The organism is Rheinheimera baltica (assembly GCF_030731985.1).
Taxonomy (GTDB): domain Bacteria; phylum Pseudomonadota; class Gammaproteobacteria; order Enterobacterales; family Alteromonadaceae; genus Alishewanella; species Alishewanella baltica.
In genome coordinates, this window is sequence record NZ_JAPJDY010000004.1 from 119,247 (window position 1) to 134,366 (window position 15,120).

Below are 15,120 nucleotides of genomic sequence, written 5' to 3' on the forward strand. Positions count from 1 at the left end.
TGTTGAAACTGGTGCTTTCTAGCATGCCAGTGTAGCTATTAAGCTACGGCAATAACAACAGGAGCAACCAATGAAAATAGAGTACCAACAAGAAAGCAGTTTTAAGCTGGACGAAATGCTGGCGCTGTACCGCGCATCCGGTATTAACCGGCCAACGGATGACAGCGCACGCATGGCAATTATGTTGGCAAGCAGCAATTTGCTGATCAGCGCCAGATCAGATGGCAAGTTAGTCGGGCTGGCGCGCTGTTTAACCGATAAAGCTTATGTAGTGTATATCTGTGATTTGTTAGTTGATAAAGCCTGGCAGCAGCAGGGTATAGGCAAGGCGCTGTTAGCAGCAGTGCAACAGGCTACCGGGCCACAGGTACAGCAACTGTTGCGCAGTGCGCCGTCGGCAATGCAGTACTATCCGGCAGTGGGTTTTACCGCGGTGGACAATGGCTTTCATATTCAGCGTCAGTGCTGAGCAGGAGGGACTGTGTATCCACCGCCGTATTATCACACTACCGACCGAGCGCAATTACAGGCGTTTTTACAGCAACATTACTTTGGCCTGCTGCTAAGCAATAACGGCAGTTTAAGCTATTCACCAGTGCCGTTTTTATTTATCTGGCAAAGCGGCAGCGATAAAGCATATTGCCATCTGGCACGCAATAACCCGCAGTTTAAGCAACTGGATGGGGTAGAGGTGACCATTATTATTCAGGGGCCACATGCTTTTGTTGCCGCCAGCTGTTATAGCAAACAACCGGCCGTATCAACCTGGAACTACGCCATGGTTGAACTTAAAGGCATAGCCCGTGTACTGGACAACGAACAAACATTGGCATTGGTAAGACAGCAGGAAGCACACAGTGCACCATCAATGGCGCAATCTGAGGCTTATCAACAACAACTCGTTAAGGCGATTGCGGGTGTGGAAATTAGCCTAACTGAAGTTAGTGGTCGCTTTAAGCTGTCGCAGAATAAATTGTTAGCTGAGCAACAGACGGTGATCCGTTATCTACAACAGACCGAACAGCCCGCCACGGTGTGGCAAATGATGAATAGTCTTTATCAGGGCCAGTAGGCCCAAACAGCACTGGCAACTAACCCCCAAACAGCAATGCCACCGGTTATAAGCACCAGCCAGTGCATCATCATCATGCCATAAAGAAGATTGCCGACATCTTTGCCGCAAAAATAACATTGGCTTATACCGCCGCCTTTTTGCTCACAGCCCAGTAGGTTAGCCAGTAAGGAACCCAGCAAAGCAATAAGCAGCGGCGAGATACCAAGAACGATACTGATAATAGCAAGACGGGTTGGGGTCATAATGTATGTTCTGATTACGTGCCAGGTTAAATAGCCCGGCAAAGCCGGGCCTGCTTTTTACATCACGCTATCAATAGCGTTACGGGCGCTGCGGTACAGTGCACCAACGGTTTTCTCAAATACCCAGCGGATAAATTTAAATGACAGATCAGTTACGGTGGTCACTGCCTGGCGGGCAAATACCAGCATATGGCCTAATAATCCGCGCACTTGTCCGGCAAACTGTGTAGTTGATTTGGCCACATCTTCCAGCGTGCGGGCCAGCATGTCGTAAAAGGTTAACCCGGTACTGATGCCGGCCTGAGCGATAACGGCGGTTAACTTTCCTGCCGCTTTAAGCAAGGTTATCAATGCATCACCAATTTTATTGGCCCAGTAGGTGGTAAACGAAGCCTGATGGCGTCTTTCATAGTCCAGCTCTACCTGCCTGACAATGTCAGCGGAGCGGTCGCCCAAGCTGGCCCAATCATCGCTGTTTGCGGTATTGGCATAGCCTGGTGTATCAGTGAAGTGCATCCCATGGGCACCAATGTTAATGCCCTGGCCAGCATCTAAACGATATTCCACACCTTTATAGGGAGCGTGATGAAATGGCCATAGCGGCACTAAAGGCACCGGATCCGCACCGTGGGTGCAGCGGTAAATACTTCCGTCCAGGCTGCCGGTGTGTTTTAAAGCAAAGCTTTCTAAACCCACTCGCGGCGCGCCGAAGGTGTAAAGGTTGACCGGGCACTTGTAGCGTAACTTAACCCAATCTGCCGTCAATGAGGCCAGCGCACCGCCCAGGCTGTGGCCGACGCAATGTACTGTGGTCGCCCCGGATAAAATGGGGTTCAATGAGCGCTCAAGAATAGATTTCATGCTTTGAAAAGTTTTGTTAAAACCGGCATGTACCATGCTGCCATTATCTGAACCGGCATATCCGATATTGGCGTTAGTCAGCCAGTCATTGCCACTGGTGAACTTGGTGCCACGAATGGCAATAGCGACATGATTGCGGTAACGCTCTTTACCTTGACCAATAATGGCAAAGCCGGTGGTTTTGTTAAATAAACCGAAGGGGCCGCCACCACTTACACCCTGTACCGGGCCATTGGATAAATCGAACGAAAAGTGTTTTGTGCTTTCTGAATCACGGCTAAACCGGTATACCCCTCGCGATGTTGGTGTGCGGACATCGTAAACTAAACTGGCCAAATCGGAGGCAATTTTAGGGGTAATTGTGCTCATGTGGGTAAATTCCTTTTGTGAAAATTGACGTTATTGAGAGGTATCCAATTGGCAAATACTTACTACGCCATGAGGAAAGTCGGGGTACTCTATATTGGGTAAACTGAATTTTTCTTCAGCAGAGGTTAACTCGCAGTTCAATGCCTTCAGCAGGCGCTGAAAGGTGGCATGCGGTTCAATACTCGGTGTTGAAGTATACCAAAGCACAAAAGTCTTACCCTGATAATCCAGAGATATAACTTGCCGGATAGTAGATTGATCCAGCTTGTTACCGGGTTGGCGCGATTTGATATTTTTCTCAGCAAAATTAAACCGCCCCAGCTCATCAGTAACGGCTTCATCGTTGTACGATTTGTCGTAGTCCAGCTCGCGAAACACTTTGATACCCGCTAGTGGCTTACCATCAAAAGTAATACTACCCTGTACTGCAGGCGATAAATGCACATCGTATTTTTTAAACCAACTAAACATATCTGCCATAACCTGTTGTGAAAAAATAATAAAAACCAAAAAACTCAGCGCTGCTACCAAAAGCAACATTGGCTTTCGCCTAAACAGAGGAATATGCATTTGCGGCTCTGATGAAAATAGGTTGCCAAAAGATAACAAAATAGCAACATTTTGTAAATTAATTATTTGTTAAAGTTGCAGGGTGTGGGGGAGAGGGTGCAGCCCAGGTGGCTGCACCATAAAAATTAGCTGTTTAGTAAACAAAAAGAGGTGTAGTAAGTGAGCAGATGTTAATTAAACAAGCTGTTTAGTAAGCAAATTTATGCTGGCTAAATAGCTGTTGTACGGCCAGCCATACATCACCCACCTGACCACTACCAACTGGCTTATCATTTACAAATAATACGGGCGCAATTTCTTTGCTGGAGCTGGTAAGCCAAATTTCATCTGCTGCTAATACCTCGGCTTCACTGACATCACGTTGTTCCACACTGATATCGCTATGCTCTGCCAGTATCGCCAGCAAAATGTGCCGGGTTATACCGGGCAAGAGTTTATTACTAAGGGGTGGGGTGGCAATAACGCCATCTTTTACCACAAAGACGTTAACCGCTGCCCCTTCGGTAAGGCTACCGTCTTTATCAAACAGCAGTATTTCTTGCGCGCCCTGGGCATAGCTTTGCTGGTAGTGCAGCACATTACCCAGCAAGGATGTCGATTTTATATGGCAGCGCTGCCAGCGCAAATCCTGTCCGGTTACTACCGCATAGGTAGTGGCTTTGCTCTTATCGGCTACGGGTTCTGGCCCTATTGCAAACGCATAACCAAATACGGTTGGGCTAATATTGCTGGGAAAGGCGTGGCCGCGCTTGGTGTCGGTGCCGCGGCTTACCTGAAAGTACACCCCGAGGTTGTCACCCAGTTCGGCGCGGTTATCGGCAATCAATGTGTCGGCAATCTGCTGCCAGTCACTCAGACTTAGTTTTGGGTCAATGGATAGCTGGGCAAGGCCGCTGTGCATGCGCTCTATATGCGGACCAAAGCCGACAAAACGACCGCCGTAACTTGGGATCACTTCGTAAATGCCGTCGCCGAATAAAAAGCCGCGGTCCATCGGCGATATTTTAGCTTCGCTGGCCGGCATAAAGCTGCCATTTAAATACACTGTTGTCATTGCGGTTCTCTTGTTCGTGGCATGTAGTTTTATCATCGAACCGGTTTACCCACACCGACACGCCGTAAATACATCCGTGTAGGCTCGTTTCCGCCCATCCGGGGCTTCAACGGTCGGTTTAGGGTAAGCCGATTCTCACATTATTTAGTTATATCATCGAACCGGTTTACCCACACCGACACGCCGTAAATACATCCTTGTAGGCTCGTTTCCGCCCATCCGGGGCTCCAACGGTCGGTTTAGGGTAAGCCGATTCTCACTTTATGTAGGTATATCATCGAACTGGTTTGCTCACACCGACGCGCCGTAAATACATCCTTGTAGGCTCGTTTCCGCCCATCCGGGGCTCCAACGGTCGGTTTAGGCTAAGCCGATTCTCACCTAATTAGTAACGCTAGATCATCAATCAGTTGCTGGCCTTCAGTATGTGCCAGGCCATCTTCGGTTAAGGTATTTAACCGGGTAACGCCATCGACACTGCCTTTGGCGGATAAATATTGCAAAATCGCCAGCGGGTCGGCGTCGCTTAGCAGGTTTTCGCCGCGTAGCAAAGACACCATAGCCGTTAAACCCCAGGCCGCCCAGTTTGAAACATCGGCGACAATCAGCTCATCGCACTGTGTCACGCAGGGCGTAATATTCAGCGCACTGACCGCCTGCAACAGATTGCCCATACCAATTTCATTGCCGCCATCGCCAATGCCAATGGTCGGGCAGGGGGCTTGCGTTAAAAAGTAATCGAAGCTGGCGCAACGCGCGCTGATATCTTCACCGCGCATGTTAGCGTAGCGCTGCTGCGCGTTAAAACCGGGCCGCTCAATGGAGATCACCAGTTGCGGCTTAAGCTCTGTAAGTGCGACACTGGCAATTGTAGGCAGTGCGTCGTATTGGTTTACCTTAATTTGAAAACACTGGTAATCGGGCTTTAGCGCGCTGTATAGCGGGTCGCCACAAACAATAATAGGGCTAGCACCCAATTGTTCAAGCAGCTTATACAAGCCAATGGCGCCAACCGGGCCGTCGGTTTCAAAGGTGTCTAATACCGGAAAGCCAGTGCCGATAAGGACAGTACCACGGCATTGATTAAGCAACCGGGCAGCGCGCAGGATATAGCCGGGGCGTAAATGCGGTTTTAAGGTTGCCATGCCTCTTGGGTTTTGCCGCACTAATAGCTGTTCTATCTGCTGGCTAATGCCCAGGTAACCTGGCGTCAATGCTGTCATTTACAGGTTTACCATTTGGCTGGTTAGTGCATCAGTGCGAACTTTAGCTAAACAAAGCGCATTGTGCGCTTGCTCGGGGCTTATCGGAGTAAAATAGACTTCGGTGCCTGCAACTGCTTGAGCTAATAAGGCGCAATCTAGCGACAGTACGCTACCAATTTTGGGGTAGCCACCCAGGGTTTGGCGGTCGTTCAGCAGTACTATGGGCTGGCCATCCGGTGGAATTTGCACTGCACCATAGCAGATGCCCTCGGATAATAGCTGTGTTTGTTGACAACGGATGGCGCTGCCACTGAGTTTATAGCCCATGCGATCAGCCTGTGGCGTGACTTTATAACTGTGTAGGTAAAAGCGCTGACGCTCAGTGCTGTTAAAGCTTTGTGCTTGATAGCCCTCTATCAACCGCAGTGTAAGGGTACGATTAAATTGCATCTGGTGATGTACAGGCAAGTGCCTTCGTGGCAGGCTGTTTACTGTTGCGGTAGGTAGTGAGTCGCCCGGTTGCAGTTTATTACCGTTTAATCCGCCAATACCTTCGCGTAGTACAGTGGCGGTGCTACCAAACTGCGGTGCGACGTTAAAACCACCGGCTACGGCCAGATATGCCCGCAAGCCTTTGCTTACCATGCCAAGCTCAATAACATCGCCTTGCCGGATTTTATGCACAGTCCATAATTCCGCGGTGTTGCCATTAATACTTAGGGGCAAGGTGGCGCCGGTAACGGCGATATAGCTGTTTGTTTCTGCCCGCATTTGCAAGCCGCCGACGCTGCATTCTATTAAGGTTGCGTTATGCTGATTACCCAGCAAAAGGTTCGCCCACTGTGCTGATGGCGCATCCATTGGCCCACCGCTGGTAAGGCCCAAAGCGCTTTGGCTAAAGCGGCCGTTATCTTGTAATAAGCTTAGTACGCCGGGTGCTATTACGGTAAAGCCGCTCATCGTTCGTCTCCAGGTAGTTCACCACCCAGTCGCAGAAACTCCGCTTTGTCTACAGCAACAAAGCGCACTTCGTCACCAACCGCGACCGGCATCACCGGTGTGCTATCCGGGTTAAACATCCGCGTTGGGCATAGGCCAATCAGGTTCCAGCCGCCGGGTGATTGCGCCGGATATACCGCCGTTTGTCTGTCAGCAATGGCAACTGCACCGCGAGGAACTTTAGCGCGCGGCGTAGCCAAACGCGGCATCTGTAACAGAGGGTCTACTTCTCCTAAGTACGCAAAACCGGGCGCAAAGCCAATGGCATACACACGATAGCTAAGTGCCTGATGACGCTGAATAACCTCAGTAATGCTAATGTTTTTTGTCTTGGCGATAAGGGCTAAATCTGGCCCGCTCTCTTCAGTATAATACACCGGCAGTTCAATGGTGTTACCCGTTTGACTATTGCCGCTTTGCAGGTGTTTCAGGCTATGTTGTAGCTGTGCTGAGACACGATGCAAATCGGTTGATAATGGGTTAAACAGAATTAATACCGAGGCATAAGAAGGCAGTAAATCAATAAGATCATCAGTAAGTTCGTTGCGGATAAGCACACACGCCTGTTGCACTAAGGCTGATATTTGCGGGTCTATCCGTTGGTCAAAATATAGCATCAGGGCGTTTTCACCGGCCGGTGTCAGCTGAAAATGTAACAAGCTCATCCCAATAGCGCCCTTATTTGCTGGATCTGTGCAATGGCGTCCTTGTTATCACCATGTACGCACAGGGTGTCGGCTTTAAGGGCCAGTTGCTTGCCTGAGTCTGTTGTTACTGTTCCCTGTTTTACCAGTTGAGCAACCTGGGTGAGTAACTTAACACCATGCAGCACGGCGCCAGACTGACTGCGTGGCGTAAGCTGGCCATCATCGGTGTAACGTCTGTCGGCAAAGGCTTCAAATAGCAAATCAACGCCTTTTTCTGCAGCAACATTACTAAAGTGCTGCTGATCGGCCGTAGCAAGGATCATCAGTTTAAGCGGCTTATAGAAGCCTGCTATGGCATCGAGCACCGCATCGAACACCAAGGGCTTACTCATCATATCGTTGTAAAGCGCACCATGGGGCTTAACGTAGCTTAGGCTTAGCCCGGTACTAAGCGCCATGCCATCCAGCGCCGCTATTTGGTAGCGCAGGGTATTAATAATTTCACTGTGGGACAACGCCATACTGCGCCGGCCAAAGCCTTGTAAGTCAGGGTAGGACGGGTGAGCACCAATTGTGACACCATGTTGCTTCGCCAGTGCTAGGGTGCGCGCTATGACATCGGCATCACCGGCATGAAAACCACAGGCAATATTGGCCATGTCGATATGCGGCATAACATCATCGTCCAGCCCCATTTGCCAGCTGCCAAAGCTTTCGCCTAAATCACAATTGAGTTTCATCCTGCCTCCGTCGCTGCAGTTGAAAAATAATTTATTCATGTTGCGTTTAATTTAAGTAATAGTCTAGTCGTATGCGATAGAATACGTCATTGCAGCAATGGTGTGGGGCAGCTGAGATTGCGGTTACGGTCTATGCATTACGTGGCATGAGACTGAAGTAACCGCTATAGAGATTAGCGCTTAGACAGCAGTAATAGTTAGCGATAAAACGCTGCTACTTTACCTTTTAAGGTCATTAACAGCGGTTGTCCACGACGGTCCAGCGCTTTGGCTGCGGCTACTTTTACCCAGCCTTCACTAATACAATATTCCTCTACATCAAAGCGGTCTTTACCGTTTAATGTGATGCCAACATCGTGTTGAAATATGTCTTTTACATAATACGGGCTGCGAGGGTTAACCGATAAGCGATCGGGTAAATCCGGGCGTGCCGCAGTGTCGTTTGTTACTGCATCATTTTTTGTTGTGTCGTTCATGGCTTGTGCCTTAGTAAGTAAAACGTGCGCTATTGTAGGCAAAGCTGGCAGGCTGCTCAAGTGGAGGTTGTTATAAACTGCTTAATGGGTAAGCACTTCCCATCTTACTTAATGCAACAACATGCCGGTAACAGCACCTGCTAATACCAGTAACCAGGGCGGTGCTCGCAAATACTGTAGGGCAGCGAAGGCCAGCAGAGCAAAAGCAGCATCGCTAAGTGTAAAAATACTGCTAGTGCCCAGCGGATGAAAAAGGGTTGCCAGCAACAGCCCGGTAACCGCAGCCCCAACACCGGCAATAACTGCGCGTGCGGCATTGAACTGAGCAAGCCGCTGCCAGTAGGGTAGTACTGCGTGCAGAATTAAAAACGATGGAAAAAAAATTGCCAGCAATGCCAGTAGCCCACCCTGCAATGGGTTTACGCCGGGCAGCAAGGCGCCAACAAAGGCGGCAAAGCTAAATAGTGGCCCGGGTACAGCCTGCGCTGCAGCATAGCCCGCCATAAATTGATCAGCATCTACCAGCGCCGTTGGCACCAGTTCGGCTTGCAATAACGGCAGCACCACGTGCCCACCACCAAACACCAGCGCGCCAGTGCGATAGAAAACATCTATCAGGCTAAGAGAGGGTAGGGCGTAAAACTGCGCGGCAATAGGTAGACCAATTAATAACAAGACAAATAACATCGCGCTGCTTACCGTAAATCGTTGTGCAACCGTGTTAGCCGGTGGGAGTATATCGTGCTTTACCGGTTGTTCGCGTAGTAGTAAATAACCCGCTACCGCAGCCACTAGTATTAGCAAGGGCTGCATTATCGCTTCCGGCTGCCACAACATAAAAGCGGTGCTTAACAGCATAATCATCGCTTTACGCCGGCTATTGCATAAGCTGTGTGCCATGGACAATACAGCATGTGCGACTACTGCAACCGCAACTAACTTTAGGCCATGTAATGCACCGTTTAAAAGTGGTGAATGCCACCGTGTCAGGCTAAATGCAAATGCCAGCATTAACAGGGCGGAGGGCAATGTAAAGCCTAACCAGGCGGCCAGTGCGCCACGAAAGCCAGCTTGTTGTAAGCCAATAGCCATACCCACCTGGCTGCTTGCCGGGCCGGGTAAAAACTGACACAGCGCCACAAGTGCAGCGTAGTCGCCATCGCTGAGCCAGTGTTTTTTGCTGACAAACTCATGACGAAAATAACCAATATGGGCTGCTGGCCCGCCAAAACTGGTGAGCCCCAGCTTTAGAAATATGCTGAAAATGGCCCAGAACCGTGGTTTGATGCGGCTATCTGCCATAGCGGTTATCCGCCATAGCTATTCTCAATATTGAGAGTAGTTAAGCGCCAGCTACACCCGACAGCAGCCAACAGTAATAGCGATGAGATAATTAAACAGGCTACCAGACCCCAGTATTGATAGGCCCAGCCCGACAATACGGTGCCAAGCAGGCGGCCGGCGGCGTTGGCCATGTAATAAAAGCCGACATCCAGAGATACGCCATCGGCACGGGCTAAACGCACAATATAATAGCTATGCAGCGCTGAATTAACGGCAAATACCACTCCAAATAACAGCAAACCACCAAGCAATACGGCCAGTGCCTGTGGGTTATAGCTGATACCTGCAGCAATAAGCAATGGCAGTGCACATAGCGGCAATACCCAGAACAGCAGTGCACTAGCCCCCGGCGCTTGCTGTTTGCTGTTACCGGTAATACGTGGCGCCAACGCCTGCACTATGCCATAACCAATAACCCAGCACGCAAGAAAGCCACCGACAGCACTGTGCGGCCAGTTAAACTGGCTGGCCAGATACAGTGGCAGCGCTATAACAAACCAGACATCTCGGGCGGCAAATAAAAATAAACGGGCAGCAGACAAGGTATTAAGCGCAGGGCTTTTAGACAGTAACTGGCGAAATTTCGGTTTAAAGCTTGTCTTACCAAGGTCTTGTTTAAGTAAGCAAAGGCTAAGCAGCCACACTAACAAGAGTGCGGCAGCCATAAGGGTAATAGCGCCACTAAAGCCCAATAGCGATAGCAGCAAGCCGCCTAAGAAAAACCCGACACCTTTAAGTGCATTTTTGGAGCCGGTAAGCAGGGCGACCCATTTATATAACGCGTTTTGGGCGTGCTCTGGCACCAGCAGTTTAATGGCACTTTTTGCACTCATTTTATTTAAGTCTTTGGCAATGCCTGACAGGGCTTGCGCCGCCATCACCCACACCACTGTAAGTGCTTCTGCTGGCACCAGCAGCATGGATAACGCGATAACTTGCAGTAACAAACCGACATTCATCGTGTTGTTCAGGCCAAGCCTGGCACCCAGCCAGCCGCCAACCAAATTGGTGACGATGCCAAAAAATTCATAAAACAAGAACAGCGAGGCAATGGCCAGCGGCGTATAACCCAGCTGGTAAAAATGCAGCACAATAAGCATGCGCAGCGCGCCATCGGTTAGTGTAAACGCCCAGTAGTTTCCGGTGACAACCAAATACTGCCTAATATCTGCGCGCATTGGTAAGCCTGTTATCCTGCAAGACCAACCATCCGTACCAGCTCAACCGTGCGGTTGGCGTAGCCCCACTCGTTATCGTACCAGGCATATATTTTTACCTGGGTGCCATTAATCACCATGGTAGATAGCGCGTCGATAATACTGGATCGTGGGTCGGTTTTATAATCGACCGACACCAGTGGTCGTGTTTCATAACCCAAAATGCCCTGAAGTTCGTTATCAGCAGCGGCTTTAAGTAAGGCGTTTACTTCATCAGCACTGGTGGGGCGCTCTACTTCAAACACACAGTCGGTTAGCGAGGCGTTGGCCAGTGGCACACGCACCGCATGGCCGTTTAACCGGCCTTTAAGCTCGGGAAATATTTCGGTAATGGCGGTAGCTGAGCCGGTGGTGGTTGGAATCAAACTGCTGCCACAGGCACGGGCACGACGTAAGTCTTTGTGTGGCGTGTCCAGTATTGACTGCGTATTGGTTAAGTCATGGATGGTGGTTATGCTGCCATGTTTAATGCCAAGTTTTTCATGAATGACTTTTACCACCGGAGCTAAACAGTTCGTGGTACAGCTAGCAGCAGTGACAATACGGTGTTTACTGGCATCGAACAGGTGCTGGTTTACGCCCATCACCACATTAAGTACTCCGTTTTCTTTTACCGGTGCCGATACCACGACGCGTTTTACGCCTTGATCCAAATAGCCTTGTAGCAAGGCACTGGTTTTCATTTTACCTGAGGCTTCAATGACCACGTCACAACCTGACCAGTCAGTATCAGAAATCGCTCTATTGCCGGTTACTGCAATGGCTTTACCATTGATAATAATCTTATTGTCGTTGTGATCGGCATTGTGCTGCCAGCGGCCGTGTACAGAATCGAAGTTAAGTAAGTGAGCAAAAGTTGCTGCATCAGCCGCCGGATCGTTAATTTGCACAAATTCCAACTCCGGCCAGTCAAAGGCAGCACGCAGTGCTAAGCGGCCGATACGGCCAAAGCCGTTAATACCTACTTTAAGGGTCATTGTTGTCTCCAGTTCAGGTTAAGCGCAGCAGGTTGATAAACGTTGTGGCCGCTCGCCCATAGCACACAGGTTTTGTTGTAACGGTGCCAACATATCAGGGTTTTGCGTCAGGGTTTGGCGGATACAGCTAAGCGCCCAATCAGGCAAATCTGAATTAATGCGGTAATACACCCACTGGCCCTGACGGCGATCAAGCAACAACTGGGCTTTACGTAGCATTGCCAGATGGCGTGAAATTTTCGGCTGTGTTTCATTCAAAGCGCAGGTGAGTTCGCATACACACAACTCGCCCTGTTCAGCGATCAGCAATATAGACAAGAGCCGGGTGTCATCGGCAAGTAATTTGAAAAACGCCACGGGTGTCATGCTGCCAGGTCTCTAGAAAATACATTACATGTGGAATATCATATATATGGATATTCATATATGCAAATGACAATTTTGTGACAGCTGTTATTGGTCACTTATGAGCCTGGGCGTTGTATCTTGGTGCTGTGATCCGTTTAGGTTACAACATGGCCAGCTTACTATTAGCTAAGTCAGTTACCAGCATATGGCCCGGGCTGTGGGTAATACAAAAATCCACGCCGGCATTGGCTATCGCTACCTGGGGCGTAACACCGCAGGCCCAGAATACCGGCACTTCGCCTGGTTTTATTGTTACTGCATCACCAAAATCCGGTTTAGTAATATCATTAATGCCAATAGCGGCCGGGTCGCCAAAATGTACTGGCGCGCCATGTACCTGCGGAAAACGCGAGCAAATTTGGATTGCGCGGATTGCATCAGCCGGCTTCATTGGCCGCATACTTACCACCATACCGCCATGAAACACGCCTGCCGGGGTGCAGGCAATGTTGGTGCGGTACATCGGCACGTTTACTTTTTCTGTAATATTACGAATTTCCAGGCCATCGGCCAGCAAGGACTCTTCAAATGAGAACGAGCAGCCAATTAAAAAAGTGACTAAATCGTCACGCCAGTATTCTATTACATCGGTCACTTCATCGGTTAATTTCCCGTTTTGGAAAATGCGGTACTTCGGTAAATCGCTGCGGATATCTAAATCTTGCGCTAGTTGTGGCATGTCGATAGCACCCGGTGTGGCAGCCATACCTAATAACGGGCACGGCTTGGGATTAAAATGGCAAAACTGCAGAAAATCAGCCGCGTACTGCTTGGGTAAAATGGCCATATTAGCCTGAACAAAACCCGGCGCAAAGCCCGAGGTATTACCGCTAAAAACGCCATCGCGGCACTGTTGGCGTAACTGGTAAGGGCTTTGTACTGACATAAAGTCTCCGAAAAATTCGCAAGGTAAGATAATGCAGTGTACTGCAGCTAATGCTGGCGTAACAGTGGGGAGTAATAGCTTCAGCCGATAACGTTTTGCGCACCAAGGGTTGCATTTATATCTTTATGAATTATTGTGTATCCTTTTAAACTAACTATTAAACAGGATGTTATGAGTAATTTAACGATAAAAGCAAAAAGCTTGTGTTTGGCGACACTGCTGCTATCCGCGGGTGCAGCTAATGCTCAAAGCAATTGGTCTATCGGCCATGGCTATGCCTCAGGTGGTGTGGTGGGAGCGCAATATCAGTGGCTGCATGACGACATTAAGTGGACTGCGGCAGTAGGTTTAGTCGGTGCTGCAGTGGGTGTGCAACGTAGTATAGATGACGCCCGTCAGCACAGTATCGGTTTGGCCGCCGGTGTCGAAGATTTAACGGCGGAAGACGGCTTCTTTGTCGCTACTTATCAATATTACCCTTCAGGTTTTGCTAATTCAGGTTGGCGTTTAGGTTTTTCGGCAGGTATGCGGCGTGAGGATGAGAGCAGTTTCTTCGGCAGTGTGGGCGAAACGGAAACCAAGCCTGCCATTGCTTTTGAGCTGGGTTATCAGTTCTGAGCCATTGCGTTTAGCATTACTATAAATTTTTTAAGCGTCAGCCAGCGTTTTTATAAGTTATTCGCTGGCTATCATATCTCGCCATTTTGCTGTAAACCCCACATCAAAGTTTACTTAAGACCTCGCGTCAAACAATAGCGCTTGTAATGCCGCCACAAACAACGTCATGCAGTACAACTAAGCTTTAAACGTATTGAACTTTCATTTATTCACTTTTGATATAACCAATCATTAATGGCTATTTATTGGTTATTTAAATCCCATTTATGATATCAAACTGAGTGCTATTTAAAGCCGCAATCTTTATGCAGCCTATGATTTGCAATGGCAATAATATCGGGACTAACTGGCAATGAGTATCAGTATTGAACAGGTTAACAAACGTTTTGGCGATTTTGTTGCGGTAGATAACGTTAACCTGCAAATAAAAACCGGTGAGTTAACGGCATTGTTGGGGCCGTCGGGTTCGGGCAAAACCACGTTATTGCGCATTATTGCCGGCTTAGAGCAAGCCGACAGTGGCAGTATTCGCTTTAATAATGAGGACATTACCGGCCGGCATGTGTCTGAGCGTGGTGTTGGCTTTGTATTTCAACACTATGCATTGTTTAAACATATGACGGTGTTTGAAAATGTTGCCTATGGTTTAACGGTAAAACCGAAGAAATTCCGGCCGAACAAAGCTGAGATTGCCAAAAAAGTGAATAACCTGCTGCAACTGGTGCAACTGGACTGGACGGCAGATCGCTATCCTGCACAGTTATCCGGTGGTCAGCGCCAGCGTATTGCCCTGGCCCGCGCCTTAGCGGTAGAGCCCAAAGTGCTGCTGCTGGACGAGCCCTTTGGCGCGCTGGACGCCAAGGTACGTGCCGAGCTGCGCCGCTGGCTGCGCCGTTTGCATGACGAAATTCATGTTACCAGTGTTTTTGTGACCCACGATCAGGAAGAAGCGCTGGAAGTGGCTGACCGCATAGTGGTAATGAACAAAGGCGCCATAGAGCAGGATGGCACGCCCGAACAGGTATACGACCACCCGGCGAATCCCTTCGTGTACGAGTTTTTGGGTAATGTAAATTTATTCCATGCCAGGGTAAAACAGGGCCAGAGTACTATCGGCAACGTTAAGCTGGCGTCGCCGGAGCATAGCAATGGCGAGGAGCAGGCTGGCTTTGCTTATGTGCGGCCACATGAAATTGACGTCTTTAAAGCACCGCTAAGCGATAGTTTAAAAGTGACGTTGGATTTAGTCACCATAGTCGGCCCGGTGGCACGGTTAGAGGTGCTTAGTGATACCGACCAACAACTTATTCATATTGAATTACCCAAAGAGCAGTTTAAACAATTACAGCTGGCACAGGGCGACATTGCCTGGATCCAGCCGCGCTATAGCAAAGTCTTCCTCGGTGAAGGCATTTAAGTAAAAGGAATAACC

At 49.2% G+C, this 15,120-nt stretch carries 18 protein-coding genes; 4 read left to right on the forward strand and 14 right to left on the reverse strand.

Translation table 11 applies throughout. From position 1 onward, the window contains the following. Nucleotides 1-70 precede the first annotated feature (70 nt). Nucleotides 71-469 carry a GNAT family N-acetyltransferase gene (locus ORJ00_RS08070; RefSeq protein WP_306139516.1) on the forward strand — a complete coding sequence of 133 codons (399 nt, stop codon included), beginning with the start codon at nt 71-73 and terminating at the stop codon, nt 467-469. Between the two features lie 12 nt (nt 470-481). After that, a complete protein-coding gene (locus ORJ00_RS08075) occupies nt 482-1,072 on the forward strand; it encodes an FMN-binding negative transcriptional regulator (protein ID WP_306139518.1) in 591 nt (196 codons plus the stop codon). Here the strand turns inward: ORJ00_RS08075 and ORJ00_RS08080 are convergent. The 14 genes from ORJ00_RS08080 to ORJ00_RS08145 form a co-directional block, all read right to left on the reverse strand. Then, nucleotides 1,060-1,317, reverse strand: coding sequence for a hypothetical protein (locus ORJ00_RS08080; RefSeq protein ID WP_305977724.1), 258 nt, complete (start codon nt 1,315-1,317; stop codon nt 1,060-1,062). The genes ORJ00_RS08075 and ORJ00_RS08080 overlap by 13 nt on opposite strands. Nucleotides 1,318-1,374: 57 nt before the next feature. After that, nucleotides 1,375-2,547, reverse strand: coding sequence for a lipase family protein (locus ORJ00_RS08085; protein ID WP_305977723.1), 1,173 nt, complete (start codon nt 2,545-2,547; stop codon nt 1,375-1,377). Nucleotides 2,548-2,577: 30 nt separating this feature from the next. Beyond that, on the reverse strand, nt 2,578-3,087 hold the full coding sequence (locus ORJ00_RS08090) for a DUF6795 domain-containing protein (RefSeq protein WP_306125812.1): 510 nt from the start codon (nt 3,085-3,087) through the stop codon (nt 2,578-2,580). A gap of 217 nt (nt 3,088-3,304) precedes the next feature. Then, nucleotides 3,305-4,171: an aminotransferase class IV gene (locus ORJ00_RS08095; protein ID WP_306125811.1), complete on the reverse strand. Its 867-nt coding sequence runs from the start codon at nt 4,169-4,171 to the stop codon at nt 3,305-3,307. A gap of 377 nt (nt 4,172-4,548) precedes the next feature. Then, nucleotides 4,549-5,394 carry a DUF4392 domain-containing protein gene (locus ORJ00_RS08100; RefSeq protein ID WP_306125810.1) on the reverse strand — a complete coding sequence of 282 codons (846 nt, stop codon included), beginning with the start codon at nt 5,392-5,394 and terminating at the stop codon, nt 4,549-4,551. Next, nucleotides 5,395-6,336, reverse strand: coding sequence for a 5-oxoprolinase subunit C family protein (locus ORJ00_RS08105; protein WP_306125809.1), 942 nt, complete (start codon nt 6,334-6,336; stop codon nt 5,395-5,397). Then, nucleotides 6,333-7,040: a 5-oxoprolinase subunit PxpB gene (gene pxpB / locus ORJ00_RS08110; protein WP_306139519.1), complete on the reverse strand. Its 708-nt coding sequence runs from the start codon at nt 7,038-7,040 to the stop codon at nt 6,333-6,335. The genes ORJ00_RS08105 and pxpB overlap by 4 nt, the downstream gene beginning before the upstream one ends. Then, a complete protein-coding gene (locus tag ORJ00_RS08115; RefSeq protein WP_306139520.1) occupies nt 7,037-7,762 on the reverse strand; it encodes a 5-oxoprolinase subunit PxpA in 726 nt (241 codons plus the stop codon). Before ORJ00_RS08115 ends, pxpB begins: the two co-directional genes overlap by 4 nt. Before the next feature lie 197 nt (nt 7,763-7,959). Then, nucleotides 7,960-8,238, reverse strand: a complete 279-nt coding sequence (locus tag ORJ00_RS08120; RefSeq protein WP_027670356.1) for a DUF3297 family protein — start codon at nt 8,236-8,238, stop codon at nt 7,960-7,962. A 108-nt stretch (nt 8,239-8,346) separates the two neighbouring features. Next, nucleotides 8,347-9,540 carry a chromate efflux transporter gene (gene chrA, locus ORJ00_RS08125; RefSeq protein ID WP_306139521.1) on the reverse strand — a complete coding sequence of 398 codons (1,194 nt, stop codon included), beginning with the start codon at nt 9,538-9,540 and terminating at the stop codon, nt 8,347-8,349. A gap of 5 nt (nt 9,541-9,545) precedes the next feature. After that, the gene (arsJ, locus tag ORJ00_RS08130) at nt 9,546-10,760 is read right to left on the reverse strand and encodes an organoarsenical effux MFS transporter ArsJ (RefSeq protein ID WP_306139522.1); all 1,215 of its coding nucleotides are present in this window, start codon (nt 10,758-10,760) and stop codon (nt 9,546-9,548) included. Between the two features lie 11 nt (nt 10,761-10,771). Beyond that, entirely contained in the window at nt 10,772-11,776 is a 1,005-nt protein-coding gene (locus ORJ00_RS08135; protein ID WP_306139523.1) for an ArsJ-associated glyceraldehyde-3-phosphate dehydrogenase, read from the reverse strand. Between the two features lie 18 nt (nt 11,777-11,794). Further along, nucleotides 11,795-12,142 carry a metalloregulator ArsR/SmtB family transcription factor gene (locus ORJ00_RS08140; RefSeq protein ID WP_306139524.1) on the reverse strand — a complete coding sequence of 116 codons (348 nt, stop codon included), beginning with the start codon at nt 12,140-12,142 and terminating at the stop codon, nt 11,795-11,797. A 142-nt stretch (nt 12,143-12,284) separates the two neighbouring features. After that, a complete protein-coding gene (locus ORJ00_RS08145; RefSeq protein WP_306139525.1) occupies nt 12,285-13,070 on the reverse strand; it encodes a putative hydro-lyase in 786 nt (261 codons plus the stop codon). Between the two features lie 171 nt (nt 13,071-13,241). On the opposite strand from ORJ00_RS08145, the gene ORJ00_RS08150 reads away from it, so the two are divergent. Together ORJ00_RS08150 and ORJ00_RS08155 are read left to right on the forward strand one after the other, a co-directional pair. Next, nucleotides 13,242-13,688 carry a hypothetical protein gene (locus ORJ00_RS08150; RefSeq protein WP_305973960.1) on the forward strand — a complete coding sequence of 149 codons (447 nt, stop codon included), beginning with the start codon at nt 13,242-13,244 and terminating at the stop codon, nt 13,686-13,688. A gap of 352 nt (nt 13,689-14,040) precedes the next feature. Further along, on the forward strand, nt 14,041-15,105 hold the full coding sequence (locus ORJ00_RS08155; RefSeq protein ID WP_306139526.1) for a sulfate/molybdate ABC transporter ATP-binding protein: 1,065 nt from the start codon (nt 14,041-14,043) through the stop codon (nt 15,103-15,105). Nucleotides 15,106-15,120: the final 15 nt, after the last annotated feature.